Below are 25,029 nucleotides of genomic sequence, written 5' to 3' on the forward strand. Positions count from 1 at the left end.
ATGATCCTTATGCAAGGCCAAGGGCCGTGACGGCCATGTCGATTATCTTGATGCCGACGAACGGCACGATGATGCCACCCAGGCCGTAGACGAGAAGGTTGCGGCTGAGCAGCGCACCGGCGCCGATCGCCCGGTATTTGACGCCGCGCAGCGACAGCGGGATCAGCGCGATGATGATGAGCGCGTTGAAGATGATGGCCGACAGGATGGCGCTCTGCGGCGTCGCCAGATGCATGATGTTGAGCGCCTGCAGCGGACCGGTGGTCTGGCCCGGCGCGACGTAGAAGACGGCGAACATGGCCGGGATGATGGCGAAATACTTGGCCACGTCGTTGGCGATCGAGAAGGTGGTCAGCGAGCCGCGCGTCATCAGCAGCGCCTTGCCGATCTCGACGATTTCGATGAGCTTGGTCGGGTCGCTGTCGAGATCGACCATGTTGCCGGCTTCGCGCGCGGCGACCGTGCCGGTGTTCATGGCGACGCCGACATCGGCCTGCGCGAGCGCCGGCGCATCGTTGGTGCCGTCGCCGCACATGGCGACCAGCTTGCCCTTGGCCTGCTCGTCGCGGATCAGCTTGAGCTTGTCCTCGGGCGTGGCCTGGGCCAGGAAATCGTCGACGCCGGCTTCCGCCGCGATGGCCGCCGCCGTCATCGGATTGTCGCCGGTGATCATCACCGTGCGGATGCCCATCTTGCGCAGCTCGGCAAAACGCTCGCGGATGCCGCCCTTGACGATGTCCTTGAGGTGGACGATGCCGAGCAGCCGCCCGTCGCGCTCCACCGCCAGCGGCGTGCCGCCGGACTTGGCGACCTCGTCGGCGATCGCCTGCAGATCCCGAACCGAGTCGCTGTTCGGCCGTGTCGCGTGGCTGGCCACGGTCGTCTGGTTGACATGGGCGAGCACGGAATCGACCGCGCCCTTGCGCACCGAGGAACCGTCAATGTCGACGCCGCTCATGCGGGTCTGCGCGGTGAAGGGTACGAAGGTGGCGTGCAATGTCGCCATGTCGCGGGCACGGATGCCGTATTTCTCCTTGGCCAGCACGACGATCGAACGGCCCTCCGGCGTTTCGTCGGCGAGCGAAGCGAGCTGCGCCGCGTCGGCCAGTTCCTGTTCGGTGACGCCCTTGACCGGGCGGAACTCGGTCGCCTGGCGGTTGCCGAGCGTGATCGTGCCGGTCTTGTCGAGCAGCAGCGTGTCGACGTCACCGGCGGCCTCGACGGCACGGCCCGACATGGCCAGCACATTGAAGCGCACCAGGCGGTCCATGCCGGCGATGCCGATGGCCGACAGCAGCGCGCCGATGGTGGTCGGGATCAGGGTGACGAACAGGGCGACGAGCACGGTCACCGAGATGTAGCCGCCGGAATAGGACGCAAAGCTCGGGATGGTGGCCGTGGCCAGCACGAAGATCAGCGTCATGCCGACCAGCAGGATGTTGAGCGCGATCTCGTTCGGCGTCTTCTGGCGCTCGGCGCCTTCGACCAGGGAGATCATGCGGTCGAGGAAAGTGTGGCCGGCGGCGGCGGTGATGCGCACGCGGATCCAGTCGGACAGCACCTGCGTGCCGCCGGTCACCGCCGAGCGGTCGCCGCCGGATTCGCGGATCACCGGCGCGGATTCGCCTGTTATGGCCGCCTCGTTGACCGAGGCCACACCCTCCACCACCTCGCCGTCGGACGGGATGATGTCGCCGGCTTCGACCAGGACGATGTCGCCGACCTTCAGGCTGGTGCCGGGCACCAGCTTGAACTTGCTCCTGTCCTCGCCGGCCAGGAGCTTGGCCTGGGTCTCGGTGCGCGCCTTGCGCAGCGAATCCGCCTGCGCCTTGCCGCGCCCCTCGGCGACGGCCTCGGCGAAATTGGCGAACAGCACCGTGAACCACAGCCAGATGATGATCTGCAATGTGAAGCGCAGGTCGCCGCCGCCGGTGATGAGGTCCCTGACGAACAGCACCGTCGTCAGCGCCGAGACGATGGCGACAACGAACATCACCGGGTTGCGGGCCAGCGTGCGCGGGTCGAGTTTGCGGAAGGCACCGCCAATGGCGGGCCACAGGATGCGGGCATCCATGATCGCGGTTGATTTTAACTGGCTCATTTTGAAGCTCCGGCTTCAGTGTTGTTGGGCGGCACCGGGTGATTGGATGCCGAAAAGGGTGGGCCATAGACCAGCAGCCAGATCACGATCATGACGGCCGCAATGCCCAGGAACGTAGACACGGTCGGGAAGGGAGGAGGTCTTGCCTCCCCCTCGCTGCCGGCCGGCGGCCGGGTCTTGCGACGCTTGCTGCTGAACAAGGGCATGGTCGCCTCAGAAGGTTTGCCCATGGATCATCGCCAGGTGCTCGATGATCGGCCCGACGGCGAGCGCCGGGAAGAAGGTGAGACCGCCGACGATGACGATGACGCCGATCAGCAGCCCGACGAACAGCGGCCCATCGGTCGGGAAGGTGCCGGCCGAAGCCGGAACGGTCTTCTTCGCCGCCAGCGAGCCAGCGATGGCGAGCGCCGGGATGATGACCAGGAAGCGGCCCATCAACATGCCGATGCCGATGGTGATGTTGTACCAGGGCGTGTTGCCGCTGAGGCCGCCAAAGGCTGAACCGTTGTTCGCCGCCGCCGAAGTGTAGGCATAGAGCACCTCGGAGAAGCCGTGCGGACCGCCATTGGCCATCGAGGCCACGGCGCTCGGCAGGACAACGGCAATCGCCGTGAAGATCAGCATGGCGAGCGGCAGGCACAGGATGGCCAGCATCGCCATCTTGACCTCCTTGGCCTCGATCTTCTTGCCGAGATATTCGGGCGTGCGGCCAACCATCAGGCCGGCGACGAAGACGGCAACGACGATGAACATCAGGATGCCGTAGAAGCCGGCGCCGACGCCGCCGACGATGACCTCGCCAAGCTGCATGTTGATGAGCGGGATCATGCCGCCGAGCGCGGTGAAACTGTCATGCATGGCGTTGACGGCACCACAGGAAGCGGCCGTCGTGATGACCGCGAACAGCGCCGACAGGGCGATGCCGAAGCGAGTTTCCTTGCCTTCCATATTGCCGCCGTCGATGCCCAGCGCATGGACCAGCGGATTGCCCACGGCCTCCGCCCAGTAGCAGACGGCGACGCCGGCGATGAACAGCACGCCCATCGACGCCAAGATCGCCCAGCCCTGGCGCTGGTTTCCGACCATGCGGCCGAAGACGTTGGTCAGCGCAGCACCCAGCGCGAAGATCGTCACCATCTGGATCAGGTTCGAGATGGCGTCGGGATTTTCGAACGGATGCGCGGCATTGGCATTGAAGAAGCCGCCGCCATTGGTGCCAAGCATCTTGATGGCGACCTGCGAGGCGACCGGGCCAAGCGCGATGGTCTGCTTGGCGCCTTCCAGCGTGGTGGCGTCGACGTAAGGCCCAAGCGTCTGCGGTATGCCGAGCCAGACATAGACCAGGGTGAGCACGATGCAGAGCGGCAGGAGCACGTAGAGCGTGCAGCGGGTCATATCGACCCAGAAATTGCCGATCGATTTGCCCGAGGCGCGGGCAAAGCCGCGGATCAGTGCGATGGCGATGGCAATGCCGGTGGCCGCCGAAACGAAATTCTGGACCGTCAGCCCGGCCATCTGCAGGAGATAGGACATCGTGCTTTCGCCGCCGTAGTTCTGCCAGTTGGTGTTCGTCACGAAACTGGCGGCGGTGTTGAAGGCGAGCGCCGGGTCGACCGCGCCCATGCCGGCGGGATTGTAGGGCAGACTGCCCTGCAGGCGCTGCAGGCCATAAAGCACCAGGAACCCGGCAAGGTTGAAGAGCAGCAAAGCCACCGCATAGGCGGTCCAGTGCTGTTCCTCGCGTTCGCTGGTGCCGCAAATGCGGTAGAGCCCGCGCTCGAGCGGGCCGAAGATCGGTGCAAGCAGCGTGCGATCGCCGTTGAAGACGCGGTGCATGTAGAAGCCAAGCGGCTTCGTCAGCAAAACGATGATCCCGCAGAAGACAAGGATCTGTATCCAACCGTTCAGTGTCATGGCTGTGGCTTTCCGTGCCTTCAGAAGCGTTCTGGACGAACGAGGGCGTATGTGAGGTAGGCGAGCAGGAACAAGGTCACGCCGCCGCCGAGGATGTAATCGAAAAGCATGGCTCGATCCTTCAGCTCAAATTCTGTCGCAGGCTTTGACGTAGGCCAAGGATAGGGCAAAAAACAAAACCCCTATCCCGAGAACAATGATGTCCATTGTGCTTGTTCCTTGCTTTGATTTTTCTAATCGGCATCTGCCGGAGCAGACCTGCAATTACGTGAAAACGGCGCGCCGCATTCCGATTGGCGGCGTCCGACGTTTTTCTCATGCGGAATATGGACCCGATCGCCATAAAGGTTCGAGACGGCGCGGGGCGGAAAGAAATAGGAATTTTATAAAGGTTTTTGCCGGCCCGTCGGGTCGGGGGAGATGGCGTCCCGATGAGGATTTGTCGGGTTGGACCGCTCGACCGCGCTATGCGGCGTGGATGGAACGAATCATCCTGCGGGAGATTGTCGGCCTGAGGGTTCACGCATCAGAGGATATGACGATGGCAAAGCAGAAAATGCTCGACGACCTGTTTCATGACACGCTGAAGGACATCTATTTCGCCGAAAAGAAGATATTGGCGACACTGCCGAAAATGGCCAAGGCCGCGCAAAGCGCCGAGCTGAAGGCCGCCTTCGAAAAGCACCGCACCGAGACCGAGGGCCACGTCGCGAGACTGGAGAAAGTCTTCGGCGTGATCGGCAAGAAGCCGGTCGGCAAGACCTGTGCGGCCATCATGGGTATCACCGAAGAGGGCGCCGAGATCATGGACGAGTACAAGGGATCTCCCGCGCTCGATGCCGGTCTGCTGGCCGCCGCGCAGGCGGTCGAGCACTACGAGATCTCACGCTATGGCACGCTGAGGACGTGGGCCGGCGAACTCGGCCTGAACGAAGCCGTGACGCTTCTCGAAGCAACGCTGAAGGAAGAGAAGGCCACGGACGAGGCCCTGACCAAGATCGCGGAGTCGGCGGTCAACGTGGCAGCCGAAGCAGCATAAATCTGCAAGATCGGAGTGCGCACCTGATCGGCCCAAGGTGTGTCGAGATTCAGGTCAGGTCGCGGCGAAAACGATGGCTTTCGAGAACCGGAGCGGAGCGTACTTAAGTACGTGAGCACTGGAAGCGCAGAAAGCTATCGTTTGCAGCCCGACCTCAACTGAATATCGATATACCTTAGCGCGGCTCCCGCATCATGCTGAGATAGGTGGGATCGAACTCGGCGATTTCCTGCAGCCGGTGCCAATCCAGGATGGTCACGGTGTGGTTTGCCCAGTTGACGACTCCGACCTTGCGCAAGGCGCCGATAACCCGGTTCATGTGCACCACCGACAGGCCGAGCACATCGGCCAGTTCAGCCTGCGAGAGCGGCAGGTGAAAGCTCATGCCGTTGGTCCGCTGCACCACCTGCAGCCGCACGAAGAGCTCACAGACGAGGTGGGCCAGATGCGAGGTCTTGGAGCGCCGCCCCATGGCGACGATCCACTCGCGGTGGATGGCGCCGTCGACCAGCGTGTCCAGCCACAGCAGCCGGGTCAGGTGCGGCGCCTGCTCGGTGATCGTGCGAAGCCGGCTATGGTCCGCGAACATGACATGACAGGGCGACAGAGCGACGATGCCGTGATCCATGGTCTTGAGCAGGAAAGCGTGGAGATCGACGAAATCGCCGGACACCTGCAAAGAGGTGAACTGCCGGCCGCCATTCTCCAGCACCTTGTAGCGCGCCGCCAGCCCGTCGAGGATCAGCGTCGAATAGGTCGGCCGCGACCCCGATGCGACGATGTCCTGGCCGGTGGCGAAATGCCTCTCGAACGTCATGGCGCCGGCTAGCAGCGCCTTCTCGGCGTCTGACAGCGCGTCATGCTGCCCCAGGTTCAGATAGAGGGATTCAAGCACCGCAATCTCCGGCGAAAGGGCTTCGGCAGCCGATCGCCATCTTGTTCTGTCGGAAGCAAAGGCGGCTTCGGCTGCACTAAGCCTTTCGCCGCTGACAGGCATTAACATTTGTTAGGGCTGCTTGTTCCACGCAAATGCCGCCTCTGATGGAACAACTGGCTGGTCCGCGAATTGTCGGTTGAACATCTCGCCATTTCATCAGTCTGAGGTTCAGCCCATCATGCCTCGATATTATCTTGACCTCTACAATGGCGACGGTCTGACGGTCGATGATGACGGCCAGGTCTTCGAGACGCGCGAACGCCTAAGGCGCGAAGCGATCCGTATTCTGCCCGACATCGTCCGCGACGAGATCATCGAAAACGACCACACCGCCATCACCGTCAAGGTACGCGACGAGGACGGACACCAGGTATTCGAGGCATCGCTCGTTGTCTCATCAGGCTGGTGTGACTGACATCTCTCTATCCCGGAACATCGATGACAAAAGTTTTCCAACCATCATTTGTAATCGCCGCCCCTGCGGCAACGCTGCACCATGCGGGGCCGGAAGATGGTGGAGGCGGCGATTTGTTCCAAACCAACGCCGGCTCGTAATGGAGTTAGCAGCACATGGTCCGTGCAAAAGTCGACACCCAGCGCGATGAGCGCGCCAAACGTGAATCGCAGATCGTGATCGATGCCGAGCGGGCGGCCCGCGAGGAAAAAACAGCCAGGCTGAGAGAGCTGCGCCTCGCAGCGCAGTCATCGCAAGAGCCCGATCCGACGAGGCCCAAGCCGACGCGTCGGCGCGCGCATTCGAAAGGTTGATCGCCTACACCGCTGGGCAAACATCATTGGTGGACAACGGCGATCCTTGTGATCGTCTTGCAATAAAGCGAAGCCCGGCTCGGGAAGGCCAAGCCGGGCTTTCGGTGGTGGCGGCGTTAGTCGTCACGCCGGGAGGTGGGCTCAAACTCAGGCGGCGTAGCCGCCATAGCCGCGCGCGACGGCGCGCGCCACGATGACCGGCTCGATCTCGGGCCAGAGGATGCCGGTTGCTTGTGCGAATTCGACCAGCGCATGGCGCGCCTCGTCCCTGGTGATACAGCCTTCCAGCGCAAGGCCACACGCCTCGACGGCATTGCGGTAAAGGGGACCACGGCGCGAGGTCGTCCAATCGGTCAGGAAATCGTGCATTTCGGCCAGCGAGGCAATCTCGCGCTTGAAGCCGAGGCCCACGGTCACCGCGACCGGTGAATGAAACAGCTTGTCGTGCATGAAGCAGGCTCCTGATTATAAGCAGCGCCAGGAGAAATATCCGGGCTGGTCCACGGACGGGACGCCGTGAAACGCGCTGCGGGCCAAGAGGTTCCAGGCCGGGAGCTTTCATATGAAATGCGGCGGTCGTGCTCTGATCGCCATGCCCGCCCATCGTTCACGCCAGCCCAGGCCAATCAGGCCGGGCGGTCAAATGGCCAGGGAATCATCGCTCCTGGGCGTTATGCGCGGCCTGCAGACTGTCTTGTGAAACGTCCCGGATGCGCCAGGGCTGCCCTGCGTCAGCGGCTGTCGTCTCACGCACCTCGCGCTGCGTCGACAGGCGAAGAACTGCCGCAAGACGGTTTCCCAGCGAGACGCCCGGCTTTTCGACCACAAGATGCGCGACCAGCGCCATGAGGACCAGAAGCACCATCGCAATCAACATCACGAGCCAATATTGGGCGGCGTTGTCCATGGCGAAGGCCCGCAGGGGCGCGATGGAGAATGTCGAGACGAAGGCAAGCCCTTGCAAGAGATAGATGCCAAAGCTGATCTCACCCAGCCGCACTGAGCGGGAGGCCGTCAGCAGACCGAAGAAATCAGCGCCCGTCACGACCAGGAAGAAGGTGGCAATACACAGCAGCATCGGCCCCGGCGCATAGGCGGTCTTATAGATGACGAAGATACCCACCAGCATCGCCAGGGCGACGGCGGACAAGGCGTGCCGATGCCATTTCACCAGCAGGCCGTGTGCTTCAAGCGTTGCGCACAACATTCCGCCCGCGAAAAGTCCCAGATAGCCGTAGGCGGGGCTGCCTCCGTTCACTGACATGAGAATTGAAAAAGCCAGGAGAACGACTGGCAAGCCTATGCGGGCCACCGGATGCCGGCTGAATATCGCCGCGATCGGCAGGCTGAAATAGAACAGCCATTCATAGGGCAAGGTCCAGGTTACGCAGGCCAATACGCAGATGCGGGAACTCGAAAGCGGAACGTAGCCGAAGACACCGAACAGCAGATTGAAAAATGCCCGCTCGTAAGTCGCGAAGGCCGAATAGTCGATCGCGCCATCGGCGACCTCCAAAGCCATCGCCGTGCCGACGGCCACAACATAGAGAGGCCCGATCCTGAAAGCCCGCTTGAGCAACAGCGTCGGAAATTCCACGGGGGACTTTGCCGACAGCAGTTTCCCCCAGAACAGATAGGCCGAGATGATGAAGAACAAGGATACGCCCACCTGTCCCAGCGGGCCATAGAAAGCCGATGGCGGATACTTCCATGCGCCGGTCACCAGCATTTCATGGTAGATGACGGCGTGGTGAAGCACGACGGCAAGCGCCAGATAGCCTCGCATTCCGTCTATTGCCCGCACCCTGGAGGAGTTCGATCCGAAACCTACCCGCTGAAACAGCGGCATGCCCGCAAGCGGCCAAAGCAGCGCGACGACCACAAAAGCGGGCCAGATGTCATAAAGTCCAACCACGATTGCTCCGAGCCGATGCGCACAGCGCGCTGAGTCGCGTTGTTGGACTATGCAACCTTGCCCGGAGCCGGCACAAGCGCTCGCCACCATCCGCCAACCGAACAATCATTGGCCCTGCGAAGACTTGTCGAGCAAAAGGCCGTGCACAATGCGCAGCGCTTACTGGTCGCCGCGCTTACTTCGGCATGGTTACTGCGGTGCTGGAGCGGGAATTGTGGAGGCGGAAGACGGTGACGACAACCAGTATGGAGAAGATCACAATCTCAGTGACTGCGCCGACCGTGGCGCACACGGCGCTACTCCTGAGCCGAACGAATCCCAAATCATGTAGACCAAATCATGTAGAATTGGAGTTCGCGAGTGGATCGATCTTCGTCAGGCGCTCTCTGGCCTCGATGACACGCCGCTGAGCGGCTCTTATCCTGCCGCAGAGCGCAATATTGATTCCCACCCCGCAATCTTCGTCCAGCATTTCCTTGGCGCGCCTGAGGGTGACCTCCGCCCGCTTGACTCGCTGTCTGGCCTTGGCCAGTTCCAAGATCATGAGATCGGCCATCGCACCGCGCCCGTTATGCTCCAGGGTGTACATCATGAAGTGCTAACTCATAACGTAGCGGATCGTTCCCCTTAAGGCCTTGGGGGTACCCTCTAGGTCGCAGACCCTTGGATCGCTTGTGGCTGACACCGAGATCAATCAGCGATTGGAACGCTGGCGGAGAGAGCGGGATTCGAACCCGCGTTACGGTCTCCCGTAAACACACTTTCCAGGCGTGCGCCTTCAACCACTCGGCCACCTCTCCGTCCTTGCCTTCGCGCCAGCCGGTTTCGCCGCGCGGGTTGGGGAGATGCATCTCCTTGGGGGCGCGGCGCGGAGTGTCCGCGCCATGGACGCCGCCCAACCAGCGGACATCCTTCCCCGGCACCTGAGCCGTCGAAGCAACAGGCGCGGGGCTCATCTAGTCGATCCCGCGCCGAATGCCAAGCCATAACGGCACTCTATTCGCTTTGCCGGCCACATGGCGGTTCGCGATGCGGTCGCCGCACCGGTTTCCGGGGGCGCCGGCGCCGAATGATGTGCACAGGCAAGGCCGCAAGAGCCGCCGCGCTTGACTTCGCCGCCGGCCGCCTGTCGAGTGAGGCAGAGGCTTTGCGGGGGCATAGTCCGGACATGACATCGAGCAGCGAACAACCGGACAAAGGGCTGGCGCCGGCGGGCCGCCCGGGCGGCGACCTTTTTTACGTCCCGGTGGGCTGGCTCATCTTCGTCATGGCGTGGTCGGTCTATGGCCTGGCGTCGGCATGGTGGCTGGTCGGCAATTCCGGCCTGCCCGACAAGATCTTCTATTTCCTCGTTGGCGGGCTCGTCGCCAATGTCATCACCATCCTGTGGGGGCTTTATCTGCTCGGCCTCGCCTTTGGCCGTTCAGGGCGTTTCCCCCACCATTTCACCATCTGGCAGATCGCCACCATCGTCTGGGTGCTGGCGAGACAGGCCTATGTGCTGACCGTGCCGGAATTCGTCTTCTCCGCCAGGAGCCTAGGCATCACCGCCATCGAGATCGGCATCGGCCTGCTTTGCATCTACCTGCTGCGCCCCGGTTCCGGCGCCGGGACCGCCTACGCCAGGCAGCAAACCGAAGCGCCGCCGGTCTTCGTTTCCATCATTGCCGCCTTGCTCGGCATCATTCTCGGCGCCATCATCGGTGCCCTGGTCGGCTTCTTCGCCGGCTCGGTGATCGCCGATGTCGCCGAGGTGAGCTGCTTCGAGGGCGGCTGCGGCTATTTCGCCGCCTTCATCGGCCTGGCCGGGCTGGTGGTCGGCGCCATTGCCGGCGGCATTCTCGCCGTCTGGCTCGTCCATCGGCGCAGGCGCAAGCCTGTGGCATAGGGACGGAAAAGCGCGGACCTTCAAATTCGCGTATCGCGGTTGCGGGCGGGCCAGACAAATTCTATTTCTCGTTTCGGGACACGTGCCGGAGATCCCTTGGGAAAGCACCAGGATCGGCCGGGGGAGAACCTGGATGTTTCGCTTCATTTTCCGCCTTGCCGCGATGGTCGCGCTGTCGGTCTCCGTCATCATGGCGGTGATCGACACGACGCGCACGGTGGCGGCCTCGGCGCTTGTGCTGACCCCGCTCAACGCCAGCTGGCTGGCGGTCTCGCCGGACACGCGGGCGGCCTTCGAAACCTTTGTCCGCGCCAAGGCCAGTCCGCTTTTGTGGGATGGCGTCATCGCTCGGGTGCTCGACCAGCCGGGATTTGCCGTGTTCGCGGTGCTGGCCTTCCTGCTCTACGCCATCGGCTACAGGCGCCAGCGGCGCACCGGCCAATTCGCCGCCAACTGATCGGCAAAGGCCGCTCGGCAAAGATCGAGCTGCGGCGCGGGCTGCCCCTGGCACGCTTTTCCAAAAGGTCAAAATTCCGCGTGAATTTTGTTTCGGGCCGTGCCAGATTGCCGCCGAGCGGGAGGGGAATACACTCCTGGCTGACGTCGCATGCCTGCCGCAGAACCGGGCAGGCAGGCGGGGCGTAACGGAAAAAATAACCGACAGGGTGTGGATCACATGAAACGTATCGTTCTCGGCCTCCTGGCCGCAACCGCAATGGTTCTTCCGGCTTTCGCCGCGGATGTCCAGCCGGCCATCCTCTATGATCTGGGCGGCAAGTTCGACAAATCCTTCAACGAGGCTGCCTTCCATGGCGCCGAGAAGTTCAAGACCGAGACCGGCACGCCCTATGTCGAGTTCGAAGTGTCCAACGCCTCGCAGCGCGAGCAGGCGCTGCGCCGCTTCGCCGAGGACGGCCACAACCCGATCGTCATGGCCGGCTTCGCCTGGGAGGATGCGCTGAAGAAGGTCGCGGCCGAATATCCCGATCTCAACTTCGCCATCATCGACGACGCCGTCGACCTGCCCAATGTCCGCTCGCTGGTGTTCAAGGAGAATGAAGGCTCCTACCTCGTCGGCATCATGGCCGCGATGGCATCGAAGTCGAAGAAGGTCTCCTTCATCGGCGGCATGGACATCCCGCTCATCCGCAAGTTCGAATGCGGCTATGTCGGCGGTGCCAAGTCGGCCGGCGCGACCGACGTCATCCAGAACATGACCGGCGACACGCCGGCTGCCTGGAACGATCCGGCCAAGGGCGGCGAAATCGCCAAGACGCAGATCGACCAGGGCTCCGACGTGGTCTACGCCGCGGCCGGCGGCACCGGCGTCGGCGTGCTGCAGGCGGCGGCTGATGCCGGCAAGCTCGGCATTGGCGTCGATTCCAACCAGAATGGCCTGCAGCCCGGCAAGGTGCTGACCTCGATGATGAAGCGCGTCGACGTTGCCGTCTACACCGCCTTCATGGATGGCAAGAACGGCACCTTCAAGGGTGGCGTCGAGAATCTCGGCCTCAAGGAAGGCGGCGTCGACTACGCCATGGACGACAACAACAAGGCGCTGGTGACCGACGAGATGAAGGCTGCCGTGGAAAAGGCCAAGGCCGACATCATCGCCGGCAAGATCCAGGTGCACGACTACACGACCGACAACGCCTGCCCGTATTGATCGGAAGATACTGATTTGCGAACCGCCGGGCCTTGTCCCGGCGGTTTTGTTTTTGCAAGACTCTGACGGACGAGCACCGAGGCTGGAGTGACGCCGATCATTGAACCGATGACCGAATGCGACGTCGAGGCGGTGGCACGATTGCGCGTTGCCGCCTTTTTCGAGGGCAGCGCAAGGACGCCGGACGAGGACGCCGCCGGTTTACGCACGCTGCTGGCAGGCGACGGCTTCGAAACGGCGCTGGTGGCCCGGATCGACGACGAATCGGTCGGCACATGCCTGCTGGTTCGCCACGAATTGGAACCGGCGCACGACCTCACGCCATGGTTGGCCGGCCTGGTCGTCGATCGCAACCACCGCAATAAAGGGATCGGCCGTGCACTGGTCGCGGCCGTCGAAGCCCATGCGGCGTCGATAGGCGTGGAGAGGCTCTACCTCTATACCTGGGAAGCGCGTGATTTCTATACCGGGCTCGGCTGGGTGGTCGTCGAGCAGTTCGAGCAGGACGGCCACCCGATGCTGTTGGTGGCGCGCGAGCTCCGGCTATAGCCGACCCACGAGATAGCCAAGCGCGAAGACCGCAATCAGCACAATGGCGACGACAAATCCGCGCCGGCCGCCAAGTGAATGCACGCCAACGCCGTATGGTGACCGGGACAGGCTTCGGATCACGGTTCGCGGTTTGGCATCATTGCCGAGCCCAACGCTGCGCATCTGTGGCAATTCGGCGAGGCGTTGCGTAACCAGCGCCCAATGATTGGCAGGCAAGGCAGGTTTCTCGGCGCGGTCGAAAACATGCATGCGTTCGGCAAGCTGCAGCACCGCGTCGCGGAAGGCAGGGTCTATCTCCAGATCGCGCTCGGCCCGTTCGCGATCGGTATCGTTCATCAGGCCGAGCACGTAGTCGCCGGCTCGCGCGATACGATCCCTTTCACCGACCATGGCTTGTACCCTCCCCTCGTCCTCACCAATGCGGCGGCTTGGTCACCGGCACGTCGGGCGCCGCCTGCTCCTCCAGCGCCAGGAAGCGATCGGTCAGCGCGTCGAGCTTGCGCTGCATGCGCTCGATCACCGTCCACTGCTCGGCGATCTGTCCCGACAGTTCCTCGATGGTCCTTTCCTGCTCGGCGGCGCGGATTTCCAGCGTCGTCAGCCGGTCGGCGGGCATGATCATTCGCAGTCCCTGATCTTGCACCACAATGCCTTGCGTCGTGATGCGAATTTCGACGCCGTCATATTAGCGAATATGAAGCCTGCGGACACGTTGGAAATTGACAAGCGCACCGGGATTTGCCGAGAGTGGATACTGCTCCGGCCAATTGGCACGGGCGGGGCGTCATGCTAGGCATTTTGACCAAGCGATAAAAAAATAAGAGTGGGACTGGCTGCATGGCGCAAGCCGCAATCGAACTGATCGGCATCAACAAGAGTTTTGGCGCCGTGCGCGCCAACCGCGACATCAATCTGGAGATCGCGCGCGGCACCATCCACGGCATCGTCGGCGAGAACGGCGCCGGCAAGTCGACGCTGATGTCGATCCTCTACGGCTTCTACCAGGCCGACAGCGGCGAAATCCGCGTCGGCGGCAAGCCGGCATCGATCAAGACTCCCAATGACGCGATCGCGCTCGGCATCGGCATGGTGCACCAGCATTTCATGCTGGTCGACAATTTCTCGGTGCTGGAAAACATCATTCTCGGCGCCGAAAGCGATGCCCTCTTGAAAAGCAGCATCGCCAAGGCGCGCTCGGAACTCGAGCGGCTGGAGCGCGAATACGGGCTCGAAGTCGACCCCGACGCCATCATCGAGGAATTGCCGGTCGGCCTGCAGCAGCGTGTCGAAATCCTCAAGGCGCTCTATCGCGGCGCCGAGATCCTCATTCTCGACGAGCCGACAGGCGTCTTGACGCCGGCCGAGGCCGACCACCTTTTCCGCATCCTCAAGCAATTGAAGGAACAGGGAAAGACGGTGGTGCTGATCACCCACAAGCTGCGCGAGATCATGGCCATCACCGACAATGTCTCGGTCATGCGCCAGGGCACGATGGTGGCGACGCGCGAAACCAGCAAGACGACGGTGGGAGAACTGGCCGAACTGATGGTCGGGCGCCGGGTGCTTCTGAGGGTCGAAAAGGGCGAAGCGGAAGCCGGCGCCGTCAAGCTCGCGGTCAAGAACCTGACAGTGAAGGATTCGCGTGGCGTCACCATGGTCGACGACATCTCCTTCGACCTGCGCGCCGGCGAGATCGTCGGCATCGCTGGCGTCGCCGGCAACGGCCAATCCGAACTTCTCGAGGCGATTTCCGGCATCAGGCATGCCGTTTCAGGCTCGGTCATGCTCGACGGCAAGCCGATCGACCTCACGGGTGCCGCCGATCCCGGCGAATTGCGCGACCGAGGGCTGGCGCACGTGCCGGAGGACCGGCACCATGTCGGGCTGGTGCTGGCTTTCGAGGAGAACGAGAATTCCATCCTCGGCTATCACGACGACCCCCGCTATCTCAAAGGGCCATTCCTTAACGTCGATGCCATCATGGCCGACGCCAAGGACAAGATCGAGAAATACGATATCCGGCCGGGCAATCCGCGCCTGAAGACGGCGAACTTCTCCGGCGGCAACCAGCAGAAAATCGTGCTGGCGCGGGAGATGGAGCAGGATCCAGGCGTGCTGATCGTCGGCCAGCCGACGCGCGGCGTCGATGTCGGCGCCATCGAATTCATCCACAAGCGCCTGATCGCCATGCGCGACCAGGGCAAGGCCGTGCTGGTGGTCTCGGTCGAGCTCGACGAGATCCGCTCGCTCTCCGACCGCATCCTGGTGATGTTTGCCGGCCGCATCGTCGGGGAGCGCGGTCCGGAAGCGACCGAGGGCGAGCTTGGCCTGCTGATGGCGGGCGTCGAGCGCCAGGAGGCAGCACTTTGAGCACGCCATACGCCAAACTGCCGGCCTGGGCCGATTATGGGCTGATCCCGCTGATCAACCTGGCAGTGGCCTTCATCGTCGCCGGCTTCGTCGTGCTCCTGGTCGGCGAGAACCCGTTCCGCGCCGCCGTCATCCTGGTCGAGGGCGCCTTCGGCAAGGGGACCGGCATCGCCTTCACCCTCTTCTATGCCACCACCTTCATCTTCACCGGGCTTTCGGTGGCTGTGGCGGCGCATTGCGGCCTGTTCAACATCGGTACCGAGGGACAGGCCTATATTGCGGGCTTGGGCATCGCCATCGTCTGCCTGTCGTTCGACAGCGTGCTGCCCTGGTGGCTGACATTTCCGATGGCCATCGTCGCTTCGGCGCTCGTGGGCGCTTTGTGGGCGCTGATCCCCGCCTATCTGCAGGCCAAGCGGGGCTCGCACATCGTCATCACCACCATCATGTTCAACTTCATCGCCGCCTCGATCATGGTCTATCTGCTGGTCGGACCGCTGAAGCCGGCGGGGTCGCAGGCACCGCAGACCCGCAACTTCCTTACCGGCGCCGAACTGCCGAAACTCAACTGGATCATCGAGCTGTTCGGCGCCAAGATCCGCTCGGCGCCGCTCAACGTCACCTTCCTGTTGGCGCTGCTCATGGCCTTCCTGGTCTGGCTGCTGATCTGGCGCACCAAGCTCGGCTATGAGATGCGCACCTATGGCCACAGCCCCAAGGCGGCGCGCTATGCCGGCATTTCGGAAACCCGCATCATCATCACCGCGATGATGATCTCGGGCGCGCTGGCCGGCATGATGGCGCTCAATCCGGTGATGGGCGATCAGCACAATGTCGCGATCGACTTCGTCTCCGGCGCCGGCTTCGTCGGCATCGCCGTGGCGCTGATGGGGCGCCTGCATCCGGTCGGCATCGTGCTGGCGGCGGTCCTGTTCGGCATGCTCTATCAGGGCGGCGCCGAACTTGCCTTCGAAATGCCGGCGATCAGCCGCGACATGATCGTCATCATCCAGGGCCTGGTGATCCTGTTCGCCGGCGCGCTCGAACACATGTTCAGGCCTTACATCCAGGCGCTGTTCGCCTCGTTCAGTCCGAGGTCGATGGGCATGGAAGCGGTCAAGGGAAAGGGCGCCTGAGATGGATGTCTTTATCGCCATCGTGCAGATACTGGACTCGACGATCCGCCTGTCGGTTCCACTGCTGCTCGCCTGTCTCGCCGGCCTCTTTTCCGAGCGTTCCGGCATCTTCGACATCGGGCTGGAAGGCAAGATGCTGGTCGGCGCCTTCGCCGGCGCCGCCGCTGCTTCCGTGTTCCATTCGGCCTTTATCGGCCTCGGCATGGCGATCCTGATTTCGGTCGCCTTCGCCATGGTGCACGGCTTTGCCTCGATCACCCACCGCGGCAACCAGATCGTTTCCGGCGTGGCGATCAATTTCATCGCCGCCGGATCGACCATCATCCTCGGTCAGGCCTGGTTCCAGCAGGGCGGGCGCACGCCGGCGCTGCAGCCAGGCGAGCGGTTCGACGCGATTGTCTGGCCCGGCGCCGAGGCGGTCAGGGACGTGCCGATCATCGGGCCGATCTATGCGGAACTGATATCGGGCCATTCGCTGCTGGTCTACCTCGCCTTCCTGATGGTGCCGTTCACGTGGTGGGTGCTGTTCCGCACCCGCTTTGGCCTCAGATTGCGCGCCGTCGGCGAGAACCCGGCCGCTGTCGACACCGCCGGCATTTCGGTCGCCTGGCTGCGCTACCGGGCCCTGATCTGCACCGGCATTCTCACCGGCGTCGCCGGCGCCTATCTGTCGATGGTGCAGAATGGCGGCTTCGTGAAGGACATGACCGCCGGCAAGGGCTATATCGCGCTGGCGGCACTGATCTTCGCCAAATGGAAGCCGGTCAACGCCATGTTCGCCTGCCTGCTGTTCGGCTTCCTCGACGCGGCGGCGATCCGCCTGCAGGGATCACCGCTGCCGATCATCGGCAAGGTGCCGGTGCAGTTCATGCAGGCGCTGCCCTATATCCTCACCGTCATCCTGCTCGCCGGCTTCATCGGCAAGGCCATCCCGCCGCGCGCCGGCGGCGTGCCCTACGTCAAGGAACGCTGACGCATGTCGCCCAAAAGTGACCTCGGTTTTGGGAGAACGACATGCATAAAACAAAGAGTTAAAGCGCGTCGCCTGAATCCGTTTCGACGCGACGCGCTTTAAGGTTTGACGGCCCGGCGTGTGCCTCGCGCCGGGTTTTGGACACGATCATCGGAGAGAACAACTGAAATGTCGCATGATCTGTTCGAAGCGGCCAGGACCGCCATGGCCAAGGCCTATGCGCCCTACTCGAAATTTCCGGTGGGCGCCGCCTTGCGCACCGAGGACGGACGCGTCTTCACCGGCGCCAACATCGAAGTCGCCTCCTATCCCGAGGGCTGGTGCGCCGAGACCACCGCGCTTGGCCACTACATCATGGGCGGCGGTGGCAAGATCGTCGAAATCGCTGTCCTTGCCGAACGCATGGCCAAATGCTCGCCTTGCGGTGGGTGCCGCCAGCGGCTGGCCGAATTCTGCCAACCGGACACGAAACTCTACCTCTGCGACAATACGGGCGTGGCCGAGACCGTGACCATGGGCGACATGCTGCCCTATGGTTTCCGCGGCGACATCCTGAAATGAGGAATTGGCTCAAATGAAGAGCGGGCTGCAATGACCGAAAAGGCTGTGGACCATCTGATCGAAAGGCTGGACGGCATGGCGCCGTCGACGGCGCTGGTGCTGGGGTCGGGCCTCGGCGTCCTTGTCGACCGGATCGAGCACCCAATCCGCGTCCCCTATGCCGACCTGCCCGGTTTCCCCAGGAGCGGCGTCAGCGGCCATGCCGGCGAAGTGGTGGCGGGCCTGTTTGCCGGCACGCCGGTGCTGATGCTGTCCGGCCGCGCCCATTACTATGAGCATGGCAACGCGGCAGCGATGCGCCCGGTGCTGGAAGTGCTCGCCGGCATCGGCATCACCAAACTGATCCTCACCAACGCCGCCGGTTCGGTCGACCCGGACATGCCGCCGGGCTCTGTGATGATGCTCACCGACCATATCAATTTCTCCGGCAGCAATCCGCTGATCGGCGAGCCCAGCGACCGCCGCTTCGTCGGCCTGACCGAAGCCTACGATGCCGGCATCCGCAAGGCGATCGAACGCGCCGCCAAGGCGACCGGCACCGCGCTGCACAAGGGCGTCTATATGTGGTTTTCCGGCCCGTGCTTCGAAACGCCGGCCGAAATCCGCATGGCGCGCATCATGGGCGCCAACGCCGTCGGCATGTCGACCGTGCCGGAAGTCATTCTCGCCCGCTTCCTCGGCCTGCGCGTCGCCGCCTGTTCGGTCATCACCAATCTGGCGGCCGGCATGACCGGAGCCGAGCTTTCGCATCAGGAGACCAAGGACATGGCGCCAGTCGGCGGGTCGCGGCTGGCAACGGTCCTGTACAGAATGTTCCGCGACGGACTGCTGGAGAGCTGATGCTTCCGCAGGAAATCATCCGCCACAAGCGAGACGGCCACAGGCTCTCGGCCGGTGAAATCGCTGCCTTCATCGGCGGCGTGACCTCGGGCGCCGTCACCGATGGCCAGGCCGCGGCTTTCGCCATGGCGGTGTTCTTCAACGGCATGAACCGCGACGAGGCCGTGGCCTTGACGCTGGCCATGCGCGATTCCGGCGATGTCCTCGACTGGTCGGACCTGCCCGGCCCGGTCACCGACAAGCATTCGACCGGCGGTGTCGGCGACAATGTCTCGCTGATGCTGGCGCCGATCGTCGCCGCCTGCGGCGCCTATGTGCCGATGATTTCGGGCCGTGGCCTCGGCCATACCGGCGGCACGCTGGACAAGATGGATGCGATCCCCGGCTACATCAGCCAGCCCGATATCGCGTTGTTTCGTCAGGCGGTGCTGGAAACCGGCTGCGCCATCATCGGCCAGACCGCCGATCTGGCGCCGGCCGACCGCCGGCTCTATGCCATCCGTGACGTCACCGGCACCGTGGAATCGGTGCCGCTGATCACCGCCTCGATCCTGTCGAAGAAGCTGGCCGCCGGCCTGGGCTCGCTGGTGCTCGACGTCAAGGTCGGCAATGGAGCCTTCATGGAGAAGTCGCGCGACGCAACCGCGCTCGCCAACAGCCTGGTCGAGGTCGCCAGCGGCGCCGGACTGAAGGTCTCGGCACTGATCACCGGCATGAACGAGCCGCTGGCCTCGGCCGCCGGCAATGCCGTCGAGGTGCGCAACGCCGTCGATTTCCTCACCGGCCGCCTGCGCGACCGGCGGCTGGAAGATGTGACGCTGGCGCTGGCCGCCGAAATGCTGCAGTCGGCGGGACTGGTGTCGTCCAACCAGGACGGCTTGCGGCGCGCCACAGAGACGCTCACCAGCGGCCGCGCCGCCGCCACCTTCGCGCGCATGGTGGCGGTGCTCGGCGGCCCGGCGGATTTCATCGAGAAGCCGGAGAAATATCTAGCCGTGGCGCCAACGGAATTGGTCGTGAGGGCGACGACGGACGGCTTCGTCTCCGGCATCGCCACGCGCGACATCGGCCTTGCGGTGGTTGGCCTGGGCGGCGGGCGCACGAGGCCCGACGACAAGATCGATCCCAGCGTCGGTATCACCACCAGGCTGCTGCCCATAGGCGCGGAAGTCCATGCCGGAGACGCACTGGCTCTGATTCACGCCCGCTCGCCCTCCGATGCCGAGGCGGCGGCCGCGACTGTGCTTTCGGCTTATGCGATCGGCGCCTCGAAACCACCGGCGGACAAAACCGTCATGCGGCGGATCCTGCCGCGCGGTTGATTACTGGACAAGCAGCAGCGTACCGTTTTCGGCCTGATATTTGCCGAGCCGGTTGAGAAAGCTCATGCCGATCAGGTTGGTGCTGAGCGCCTTGTCGTCAAGCACGATGGCCTGCACGTCGTCGACGCTGATGCTGCCGATCTGCAGCCGGTCGATCGTCACCACGGCCGCCTTGATCGAGCCGTTGGCGGTGTTGACCTCATGGCTGAAATCGGACGGATTGAGCGACAGCCCGATCCTGCGTGCCGTCGACGTATTGACCGCGACCAGCGTCGCGCCGGTGTCGATCATCCCGTCGACCTGACGGCCGTTGAGTTTGAAGGTGGTCGAGAAATGTCCGCGCCCGTCCGCTGTGACGGCGACCTTGCGGCCGGTCGGCAGCGGCGCGGCCGGTCTGTCGGGAACCGACGCCAGGCTGACCTGCGGTTGTGCCTCGACCTCGGGCCTGGCCGTCACCGTCGATTTCAGCAGGTTTTCGAATATCTGCGGATTCGACTGATAGATGACCGGGATCGATGCCGATGTCCCGGCAAAGACGCTGAGGATGAGAAGCTTGCGCAGCATGGATCGGCCTTTGTGAGAGCCGATTCATTATCGCCGGATGGTGTTCGCCACTTTAACGGGCGCCGAAACCATGTCTTTGCGTAAACGCTTGGTAAATCGTACCAGGCAACCTGTTACTACTTCGTCCCGTACATGCGGTCGCCGGCGTCACCCAGGCCGGGCATGATGTAGCCCTTCTCGTTGAGCTGGCGGTCGATGGACGCGGTGAAGACCGGAACGTCCGGATGCGCCTTGGTGAAGCGCTCGATGCCCTCGGGTGCCGCCAAAAGGCACAGGAAGCGGATATTTGTGGCGCCGCGCCCTTTCAGCTTGTCGATCGCTGCGATCGCCGAATTGGCGGTCGCCAGCATCGGGTCGACGACAATCACCAGCCGGTCGGCGAGATCGCTTGGCGCCTTGAAGAAATATTCGACCGCCTCCAGCGTCTCGTGGTCGCGATAGAGGCCGATATGGGCGACGCGCGCCGCCGGCACCAGGTCGAGCAGGCCTTCCAGCAGACCGTTGCCGGCGCGCAGCACCGAAGCGAACACCAGCTTCTTGCCCTCCAGTGTCGGCGCTTCCATGGTCTCGATCGGCGTTTCGATGGTCGTCGTCGTCAGCTCGAGGTTGCGCGTGACCTCGTAGCCGAGCAGCAGCGATATCTCGCGCAACAGCCGCCTGAAACCGGCCGTGGACGTCTCCTTCTTGCGCATGATGGTCAGCTTGTGCTGGACAAGCGGATGGTCGACGACGGTGACGCCCTTCATGATGTTCTCCTGATGCGTGTCGCCCGGCGCGCGGACGCGCTTCAGGCAGCTGGAACGACCCTAGCGACTATGGACCGGCCAAGGAACCGCTTGGCCGCCATCGACCACAGCTTTGTCGGAAGAAAATCAGCGCACCGCGCCGTTCAGCCGGGCAAGAAGTGCCGCCTTGGTCTTCCTGTCGACAAAGGCGGCTTCGATGGCGGTTCTGGTGACGGCGGCAAGCGCCTTTTCGTTCATCGCAAAATGCTCCGCCGCGATATCGTATTCGCGCTTCAGCGAGGTCCAGAAATAGGGCGGGTCGTCGGAGTTGAGCGTCACCTTGCAGCCGGCGGCCTGCAAGGCGGGGAGCGGATGGTCGGCAAAACTGTCGAACACCTTGAGCGCGATGTTGGAGCCGGGGCAGCACTCCAGAACGATGCCTTCGTCGGCGATGCGGCGGACAAGGTCCGGGTTCTCGATGGCGCGCACGCCGTGGCCGATGCGCGAGGGGCGGATATGGTCAAGCGCCGCCTGGACAGTCTCCCAGCCCGTCAGTTCGCCGGCATGGATGGTGATGCCGAGCCCGGCCTCTCGCGCGATCTCGAAAGCCCTGACATAGTCCTCCATCTCACCCACGCGCTCGTCGCCGGCAACGCCGAAGCCAGTGACCAGCGGATTGCCGCAGCGCGCCGCGAAGCGCGCCGCCCGTTCGATCGATTCCACGCCGACATGGCGCACGCCGGTGATGATCATGCGGCCCTCTATGCCGGTCTTGGCCTTGGCGCGCAGCATGCCTTCGCCCAGCGCATCGGTATAGGCCTTGGGCGAGAGCCCGGCTTTCGTCGCATGGTCCGGCGAGGTGAAGACTTCGGAATAGATGGCGCCATCGCGGGCAAGGCTGGTCAGGTAGTGATCGGCCAGCCGGGCGTAATCCTCTTCGGTGCGGAACAGATCGGCGGAAAAATCGTAAGCCGCGAGAAACGACGTAAAATCGTGCCAGACGAAGGAACCGTTCTGGATATAGGGCGCGGTGTCCTTGCCGTATTTCTGCGCCTGGCGGATGACGAGTTCGGGCGCCGCTGCCCCTTCAATGTGGCAGTGCAGTTCCGCTTTCAAAGGCATTCAAACATCCCGTCGGTCAGTCCAGGTCTTGAAAACCCACCACCTGGAAGCGCGGCTGAACACCGCGCCTTAAACAATAGCGCCCACAGCATCGATCGGCTATGGTCCCGCCGGTTTTATGACGGATCAAAAAAATGTCAGTTGAGAGAACCACGGCCGCGGGCGGCATGGAAACCTCCTATGGTTTCAAGCGTGTAGGGGAAGGCGAAAAGCAGTCCTTGGTCAACGATGTTTTCCACAAGGTCGCCAATCGCTACGACCTGATGAACGACCTGATGTCGGCCGGCCTGCACCGGCTGTGGAAGGATGCCATGGTCACCTGGCTCAATCCGCCGAAGCGGCAGGGCTGGAAGGTCCTGGACGTGGCCGGCGGCACTGGCGACATCGCCTTCCGGATCGTCGATGCCAGCCATGGCAACGCCCACGCCACCGTGCTCGACATCAACGGCTCGATGCTCGGTGTCGGCCGCGACCGCGCCGAAAAGAAGGGCCTGTCCGGCAACACCGATTTCGTCGAGGCCAATGCCGAAGAACTGCCCTTCACTGACGCCACCTTCGACGCCTACACCATCGCATTCGGCATCCGCAACGTGCCGCGCATCGATGTCGCGCTCGCAGAAGCGTTCCGCGTGCTGAAGCCCGGCGGCCGGTTCCTGTGCCTGGAATTTTCCGAGGTCGAGATGCCGCTGCTCGACAAGGCCTATGAAGCCTGGTCGTTCAACGCCATCCCCAAGATCGGCAAGATGGTCACCGGCGACGGCGAGCCCTATTCCTATCTGGTTGAATCGATCGCGAAATTCCCCAACCAGCAGAATTTTGCGGCAATGATTTCCCGCGCCGGTTTCGACCGCGTTTCCTTCCGCAATTATTCCGGCGGTATTGCCGCGCTTCATTCGGGCTGGAAGCTTTGATTCTGGCCCGCATTTCTCATCCCCGATATGGCTCATGCCGGTCGCAAGGACCGGCCCGGGTGCGGCCATGAGCAGCGTCGGCGCCGGTTTCAGGCTCGCGCGGGCCGGCTGGGTGCTGGTGCGCGAGGGCGTCATCGCCGCCCTGCCGGGCGAGGAACTCTCCGGCCTGCCGAAATTCGGGTGGCGGCTGGCGCGGCTGTTCACCCGCCGCCGCGCGCTCGCCTATGAGCGCAGCGACCGGCTGGCCAAGGCGGTGGTCCGGCTCGGCCCGTCCTATGTCAAGCTCGGCCAGTTCCTGGCGACGCGGCCCGACGTCGTCGGCAACGACATGGCGCTCGATCTCGCCATGTTGCAGGACAAGATGCATACCTTCCCGAAGGTCGAGGCGGTCGCGGCCATCGAAGCCTCGCTCGGGCGCAAAGTGGGCGATCTTTACGCCGAGTTCGGCGACCCCGTCGCCGCCGCTTCGATCGCCCAGGTCCATGCCGCCGAAGCCATTCACGACGGCACTGCCACCAAGGTTGCCGTGAAGGTCATCCGGCCCGGCGTGCGCCGCCGCTTCTTCCAGGATCTCGAGAGCTATTTCCTCGCCGCCCACCTGCAGGAGAAATATATCCCCTCCTCGCGCCGGCTGCGGCCTGTCGAGGTGACCGAGACGCTGGCGCAGACCACCAAGATCGAGATGGATTTGCGCCTCGAGGCGGCGGCACTCTCCGAACTTGGGGAGAACACCAAGGACGATCCGGGCTTTCGCGTGCCATCCGTCGACTGGGAACGCACCGGCCGTGACGTGCTGACCATGGAATGGGTCGACGGCGTCAAGATGAACAACATCGCAGGCCTGGAGGAGGCCGGCCACGATCTGAAGGCGATCGCCGCCAATCTCATCCAGTCGTTCCTGCGCCACACGCTGCGCGACGGCTTCTTCCACGCTGACATGCATCCGGGAAACCTGTTCGTCGAGGCCAACGGCACCATCGTCGCCGTCGATCTCGGCATAGCCGGACGTCTTGGCAAGAAAGAGCGCCGCTTCCTCGCCGAAATCCTCTACGGCTTCATCACGCGCGACTATCTGCGCGTCGCCGAAGTGCATTTCGAGGCCGGCTACGTGCCGCGCCAGCACAATGTCGCGGCCTTCGCGCAAGCGATCCGCGCCATTGGCGAACCGATCCACGGCCAGCCGGCCGAGACCATTTCCATGGCCAAGCTCCTGACGCTGCTGTTCGAGGTGACCGAACTCTTCGACATGGCGACACGGCCGGAGCTGATCCTGCTGCAGAAGACCATGGTCGTGGTCGAAGGCGTGGCGCGCACACTCGATCCGGCCTTCAACATGTGGAAAACCGCCGAGCCGGTGGTCGGCGGCTGGATCGCCGGAAACCTTGGCCCGCGCAGCATGATGATCGATGCGCGCGACGGCGCCAAGGCGCTGCTGACACTGGCCCGCCAGGCGCCGGAGCTTGCCGCGCGCACCGACCGGCTGTCGCGCGAGATCGACCTGATGGCCGAGCACGGCCTGCGTTTCGACGAGACCACGGCGCGTGCCATCGGCAAGGCCGAGGCGCGCTACAGCCGCTCCGGCCGCGTCGCGCTGTGGGTGATCGCATTGACGCTGGTCTATATCGCCTGGAAGATTCTCTAGGCCTGGAAATCGAAGCTCGAGCCCGCAACTTGCGGCGAGTTGATTGCATTGCTATCATTGCCGTCGGTCGGCATGAGCAA

At 63.4% G+C, this 25,029-nt stretch carries 28 protein-coding genes and 1 tRNA gene; 15 read left to right on the forward strand and 14 right to left on the reverse strand.

Annotated elements, in window-relative coordinates; genetic code table 11:
* Nucleotides 1–7: 7 nt before the first annotated feature.
* From kdpB to kdpF, 4 genes are read right to left on the reverse strand one after another with little or no spacing between them, the layout of a single operon-like run.
* Nucleotides 8–2,101: a potassium-transporting ATPase subunit KdpB gene (kdpB, locus tag ACVILI_RS30785; RefSeq protein ID WP_019861141.1), complete on the reverse strand. Its 2,094-nt coding sequence runs from the start codon at nt 2,099–2,101 to the stop codon at nt 8–10.
* Nucleotides 2,098–2,331, reverse strand: coding sequence for a hypothetical protein (locus ACVILI_RS30790; RefSeq protein ID WP_020629039.1), 234 nt, complete (start codon nt 2,329–2,331; stop codon nt 2,098–2,100). The genes kdpB and ACVILI_RS30790 overlap by 4 nt, the downstream gene beginning before the upstream one ends.
* Entirely contained in the window at nt 2,315–4,018 is a 1,704-nt protein-coding gene (gene kdpA / locus ACVILI_RS30795; protein ID WP_038649540.1) for a potassium-transporting ATPase subunit KdpA, read from the reverse strand. The genes ACVILI_RS30790 and kdpA overlap by 17 nt, the downstream gene beginning before the upstream one ends.
* 20 nt (nt 4,019–4,038) lie before the next feature.
* Complete coding sequence (kdpF, locus tag ACVILI_RS30800) at nt 4,039–4,128, reverse strand: K(+)-transporting ATPase subunit F (protein WP_019861144.1); 90 nt, start codon at nt 4,126–4,128, stop codon at nt 4,039–4,041.
* 431 nt (nt 4,129–4,559) lie between these two features.
* On the opposite strand from kdpF, the gene ACVILI_RS30805 reads away from it, so the two are divergent.
* Nucleotides 4,560–5,057: a YciE/YciF ferroxidase family protein gene (locus tag ACVILI_RS30805; protein WP_027047390.1), complete on the forward strand. Its 498-nt coding sequence runs from the start codon at nt 4,560–4,562 to the stop codon at nt 5,055–5,057.
* Between the two features lie 175 nt (nt 5,058–5,232).
* Here ACVILI_RS30805 and ACVILI_RS30810 read toward each other — a convergent pair whose 3' ends face one another.
* A complete protein-coding gene (locus ACVILI_RS30810) occupies nt 5,233–5,952 on the reverse strand; it encodes a Crp/Fnr family transcriptional regulator (protein WP_027047391.1) in 720 nt (239 codons plus the stop codon).
* Nucleotides 5,953–6,172: 220 nt separating this feature from the next.
* On the opposite strand from ACVILI_RS30810, the gene ACVILI_RS30815 reads away from it, so the two are divergent.
* Both ACVILI_RS30815 and ACVILI_RS30820 read left to right on the forward strand, forming a co-directional pair.
* Entirely contained in the window at nt 6,173–6,409 is a 237-nt protein-coding gene (locus tag ACVILI_RS30815; RefSeq protein ID WP_019861147.1) for a DUF6894 family protein, read from the forward strand.
* Nucleotides 6,410–6,564: 155 nt separating this feature from the next.
* Entirely contained in the window at nt 6,565–6,762 is a 198-nt protein-coding gene (locus ACVILI_RS30820) for a hypothetical protein (RefSeq protein ID WP_038649543.1), read from the forward strand.
* A 147-nt stretch (nt 6,763–6,909) separates the two neighbouring features.
* On the opposite strand, the gene ACVILI_RS30825 is transcribed toward ACVILI_RS30820, so the two are convergent.
* The 4 genes from ACVILI_RS30825 to ACVILI_RS30840 form a co-directional block, all read right to left on the reverse strand.
* A complete protein-coding gene (locus ACVILI_RS30825; RefSeq protein WP_038649545.1) occupies nt 6,910–7,212 on the reverse strand; it encodes a DUF982 domain-containing protein in 303 nt (100 codons plus the stop codon).
* Between the two features lie 205 nt (nt 7,213–7,417).
* A complete protein-coding gene (locus tag ACVILI_RS30830) occupies nt 7,418–8,677 on the reverse strand; it encodes an acyltransferase family protein (protein WP_038649548.1) in 1,260 nt (419 codons plus the stop codon).
* A 337-nt stretch (nt 8,678–9,014) separates the two neighbouring features.
* On the reverse strand, nt 9,015–9,269 hold the full coding sequence (locus tag ACVILI_RS30835; protein WP_038649551.1) for a hypothetical protein: 255 nt from the start codon (nt 9,267–9,269) through the stop codon (nt 9,015–9,017).
* 118 nt (nt 9,270–9,387) lie between these two features.
* Nucleotides 9,388–9,477 (reverse strand) — tRNA-Ser (locus tag ACVILI_RS30840).
* 368 nt (nt 9,478–9,845) lie between these two features.
* On the opposite strand from ACVILI_RS30840, the gene ACVILI_RS30845 reads away from it, so the two are divergent.
* The 4 genes from ACVILI_RS30845 (at nt 9,846) to ACVILI_RS30860 (ending at nt 12,780) form a co-directional block, all read left to right on the forward strand.
* Nucleotides 9,846–10,565, forward strand: a complete 720-nt coding sequence (locus ACVILI_RS30845) for a hypothetical protein (RefSeq protein WP_038653360.1) — start codon at nt 9,846–9,848, stop codon at nt 10,563–10,565.
* Between the two features lie 133 nt (nt 10,566–10,698).
* Nucleotides 10,699–11,022, forward strand: coding sequence for a hypothetical protein (locus tag ACVILI_RS30850; RefSeq protein WP_038649588.1), 324 nt, complete (start codon nt 10,699–10,701; stop codon nt 11,020–11,022).
* A 219-nt stretch (nt 11,023–11,241) separates the two neighbouring features.
* A complete protein-coding gene (locus tag ACVILI_RS30855; protein WP_010911449.1) occupies nt 11,242–12,231 on the forward strand; it encodes a BMP family lipoprotein in 990 nt (329 codons plus the stop codon).
* An 87-nt stretch (nt 12,232–12,318) separates the two neighbouring features.
* Nucleotides 12,319–12,780 carry a GNAT family N-acetyltransferase gene (locus tag ACVILI_RS30860; protein WP_038649593.1) on the forward strand — a complete coding sequence of 154 codons (462 nt, stop codon included), beginning with the start codon at nt 12,319–12,321 and terminating at the stop codon, nt 12,778–12,780.
* Here the strand turns inward: ACVILI_RS30860 and ACVILI_RS30865 are convergent.
* Both ACVILI_RS30865 and ACVILI_RS30870 read right to left on the reverse strand, forming a co-directional pair.
* Nucleotides 12,775–13,173, reverse strand: a complete 399-nt coding sequence (locus tag ACVILI_RS30865) for a hypothetical protein (protein WP_032931643.1) — start codon at nt 13,171–13,173, stop codon at nt 12,775–12,777. The genes ACVILI_RS30860 and ACVILI_RS30865 overlap by 6 nt on opposite strands.
* 22 nt (nt 13,174–13,195) lie before the next feature.
* Nucleotides 13,196–13,402: a SlyX family protein gene (locus ACVILI_RS30870; RefSeq protein ID WP_169627215.1), complete on the reverse strand. Its 207-nt coding sequence runs from the start codon at nt 13,400–13,402 to the stop codon at nt 13,196–13,198.
* Between the two features lie 218 nt (nt 13,403–13,620).
* Here ACVILI_RS30870 and ACVILI_RS30875 point away from each other — a divergent pair, with 218 nt between their 5' ends.
* The 6 genes from ACVILI_RS30875 to deoA all read left to right on the forward strand — a co-directional run bounded on the left by ACVILI_RS30875 (nt 13,621) and on the right by deoA (nt 19,985).
* Entirely contained in the window at nt 13,621–15,153 is a 1,533-nt protein-coding gene (locus ACVILI_RS30875; RefSeq protein ID WP_010911453.1) for an ABC transporter ATP-binding protein, read from the forward strand.
* Nucleotides 15,150–16,289: an ABC transporter permease gene (locus tag ACVILI_RS30880; RefSeq protein WP_457102725.1), complete on the forward strand. Its 1,140-nt coding sequence runs from the start codon at nt 15,150–15,152 to the stop codon at nt 16,287–16,289. Before ACVILI_RS30875 ends, ACVILI_RS30880 begins: the two co-directional genes overlap by 4 nt.
* A 1-nt stretch (nt 16,290) precedes the next feature.
* Nucleotides 16,291–17,262: an ABC transporter permease gene (locus ACVILI_RS30885; protein ID WP_010911455.1), complete on the forward strand. Its 972-nt coding sequence runs from the start codon at nt 16,291–16,293 to the stop codon at nt 17,260–17,262.
* A gap of 168 nt (nt 17,263–17,430) precedes the next feature.
* Nucleotides 17,431–17,823, forward strand: coding sequence for a cytidine deaminase (gene cdd / locus ACVILI_RS30890; protein WP_010911456.1), 393 nt, complete (start codon nt 17,431–17,433; stop codon nt 17,821–17,823).
* 30 nt (nt 17,824–17,853) lie between these two features.
* A complete protein-coding gene (locus ACVILI_RS30895; protein WP_019861159.1) occupies nt 17,854–18,663 on the forward strand; it encodes a purine-nucleoside phosphorylase in 810 nt (269 codons plus the stop codon).
* Nucleotides 18,663–19,985, forward strand: a complete 1,323-nt coding sequence (gene deoA / locus ACVILI_RS30900; RefSeq protein WP_457102726.1) for a thymidine phosphorylase — start codon at nt 18,663–18,665, stop codon at nt 19,983–19,985. The genes ACVILI_RS30895 and deoA overlap by 1 nt, the downstream gene beginning before the upstream one ends.
* Here the strand turns inward: deoA and ACVILI_RS30905 are convergent, their stop codons facing one another.
* The 3 genes from ACVILI_RS30905 to ACVILI_RS30915 all read right to left on the reverse strand — a co-directional run bounded on the left by ACVILI_RS30905 (nt 19,986) and on the right by ACVILI_RS30915 (nt 22,396).
* Nucleotides 19,986–20,549, reverse strand: a complete 564-nt coding sequence (locus ACVILI_RS30905; RefSeq protein ID WP_038649605.1) for a TIGR02281 family clan AA aspartic protease — start codon at nt 20,547–20,549, stop codon at nt 19,986–19,988.
* Nucleotides 20,550–20,665: 116 nt separating this feature from the next.
* Nucleotides 20,666–21,295, reverse strand: coding sequence for a uracil phosphoribosyltransferase (upp, locus tag ACVILI_RS30910; protein ID WP_010911460.1), 630 nt, complete (start codon nt 21,293–21,295; stop codon nt 20,666–20,668).
* A gap of 126 nt (nt 21,296–21,421) precedes the next feature.
* On the reverse strand, nt 21,422–22,396 hold the full coding sequence (locus ACVILI_RS30915) for an adenosine deaminase (RefSeq protein ID WP_038649608.1): 975 nt from the start codon (nt 22,394–22,396) through the stop codon (nt 21,422–21,424).
* Between the two features lie 134 nt (nt 22,397–22,530).
* Between ACVILI_RS30915 and ubiE the strand changes: the two genes are divergently transcribed.
* Nucleotides 22,531–23,307: a bifunctional demethylmenaquinone methyltransferase/2-methoxy-6-polyprenyl-1,4-benzoquinol methylase UbiE gene (gene ubiE / locus ACVILI_RS30920; RefSeq protein WP_019861163.1), complete on the forward strand. Its 777-nt coding sequence runs from the start codon at nt 22,531–22,533 to the stop codon at nt 23,305–23,307.
* Nucleotides 23,308–23,374: 67 nt separating this feature from the next.
* Nucleotides 23,375–24,949 carry a 2-polyprenylphenol 6-hydroxylase gene (ubiB, locus tag ACVILI_RS30925; RefSeq protein WP_027047393.1) on the forward strand — a complete coding sequence of 525 codons (1,575 nt, stop codon included), beginning with the start codon at nt 23,375–23,377 and terminating at the stop codon, nt 24,947–24,949.
* Nucleotides 24,950–25,029: the final 80 nt, after the last annotated feature.

The sequence above is a fragment of the Mesorhizobium sp. USDA 4775 genome (assembly GCF_054062655.1).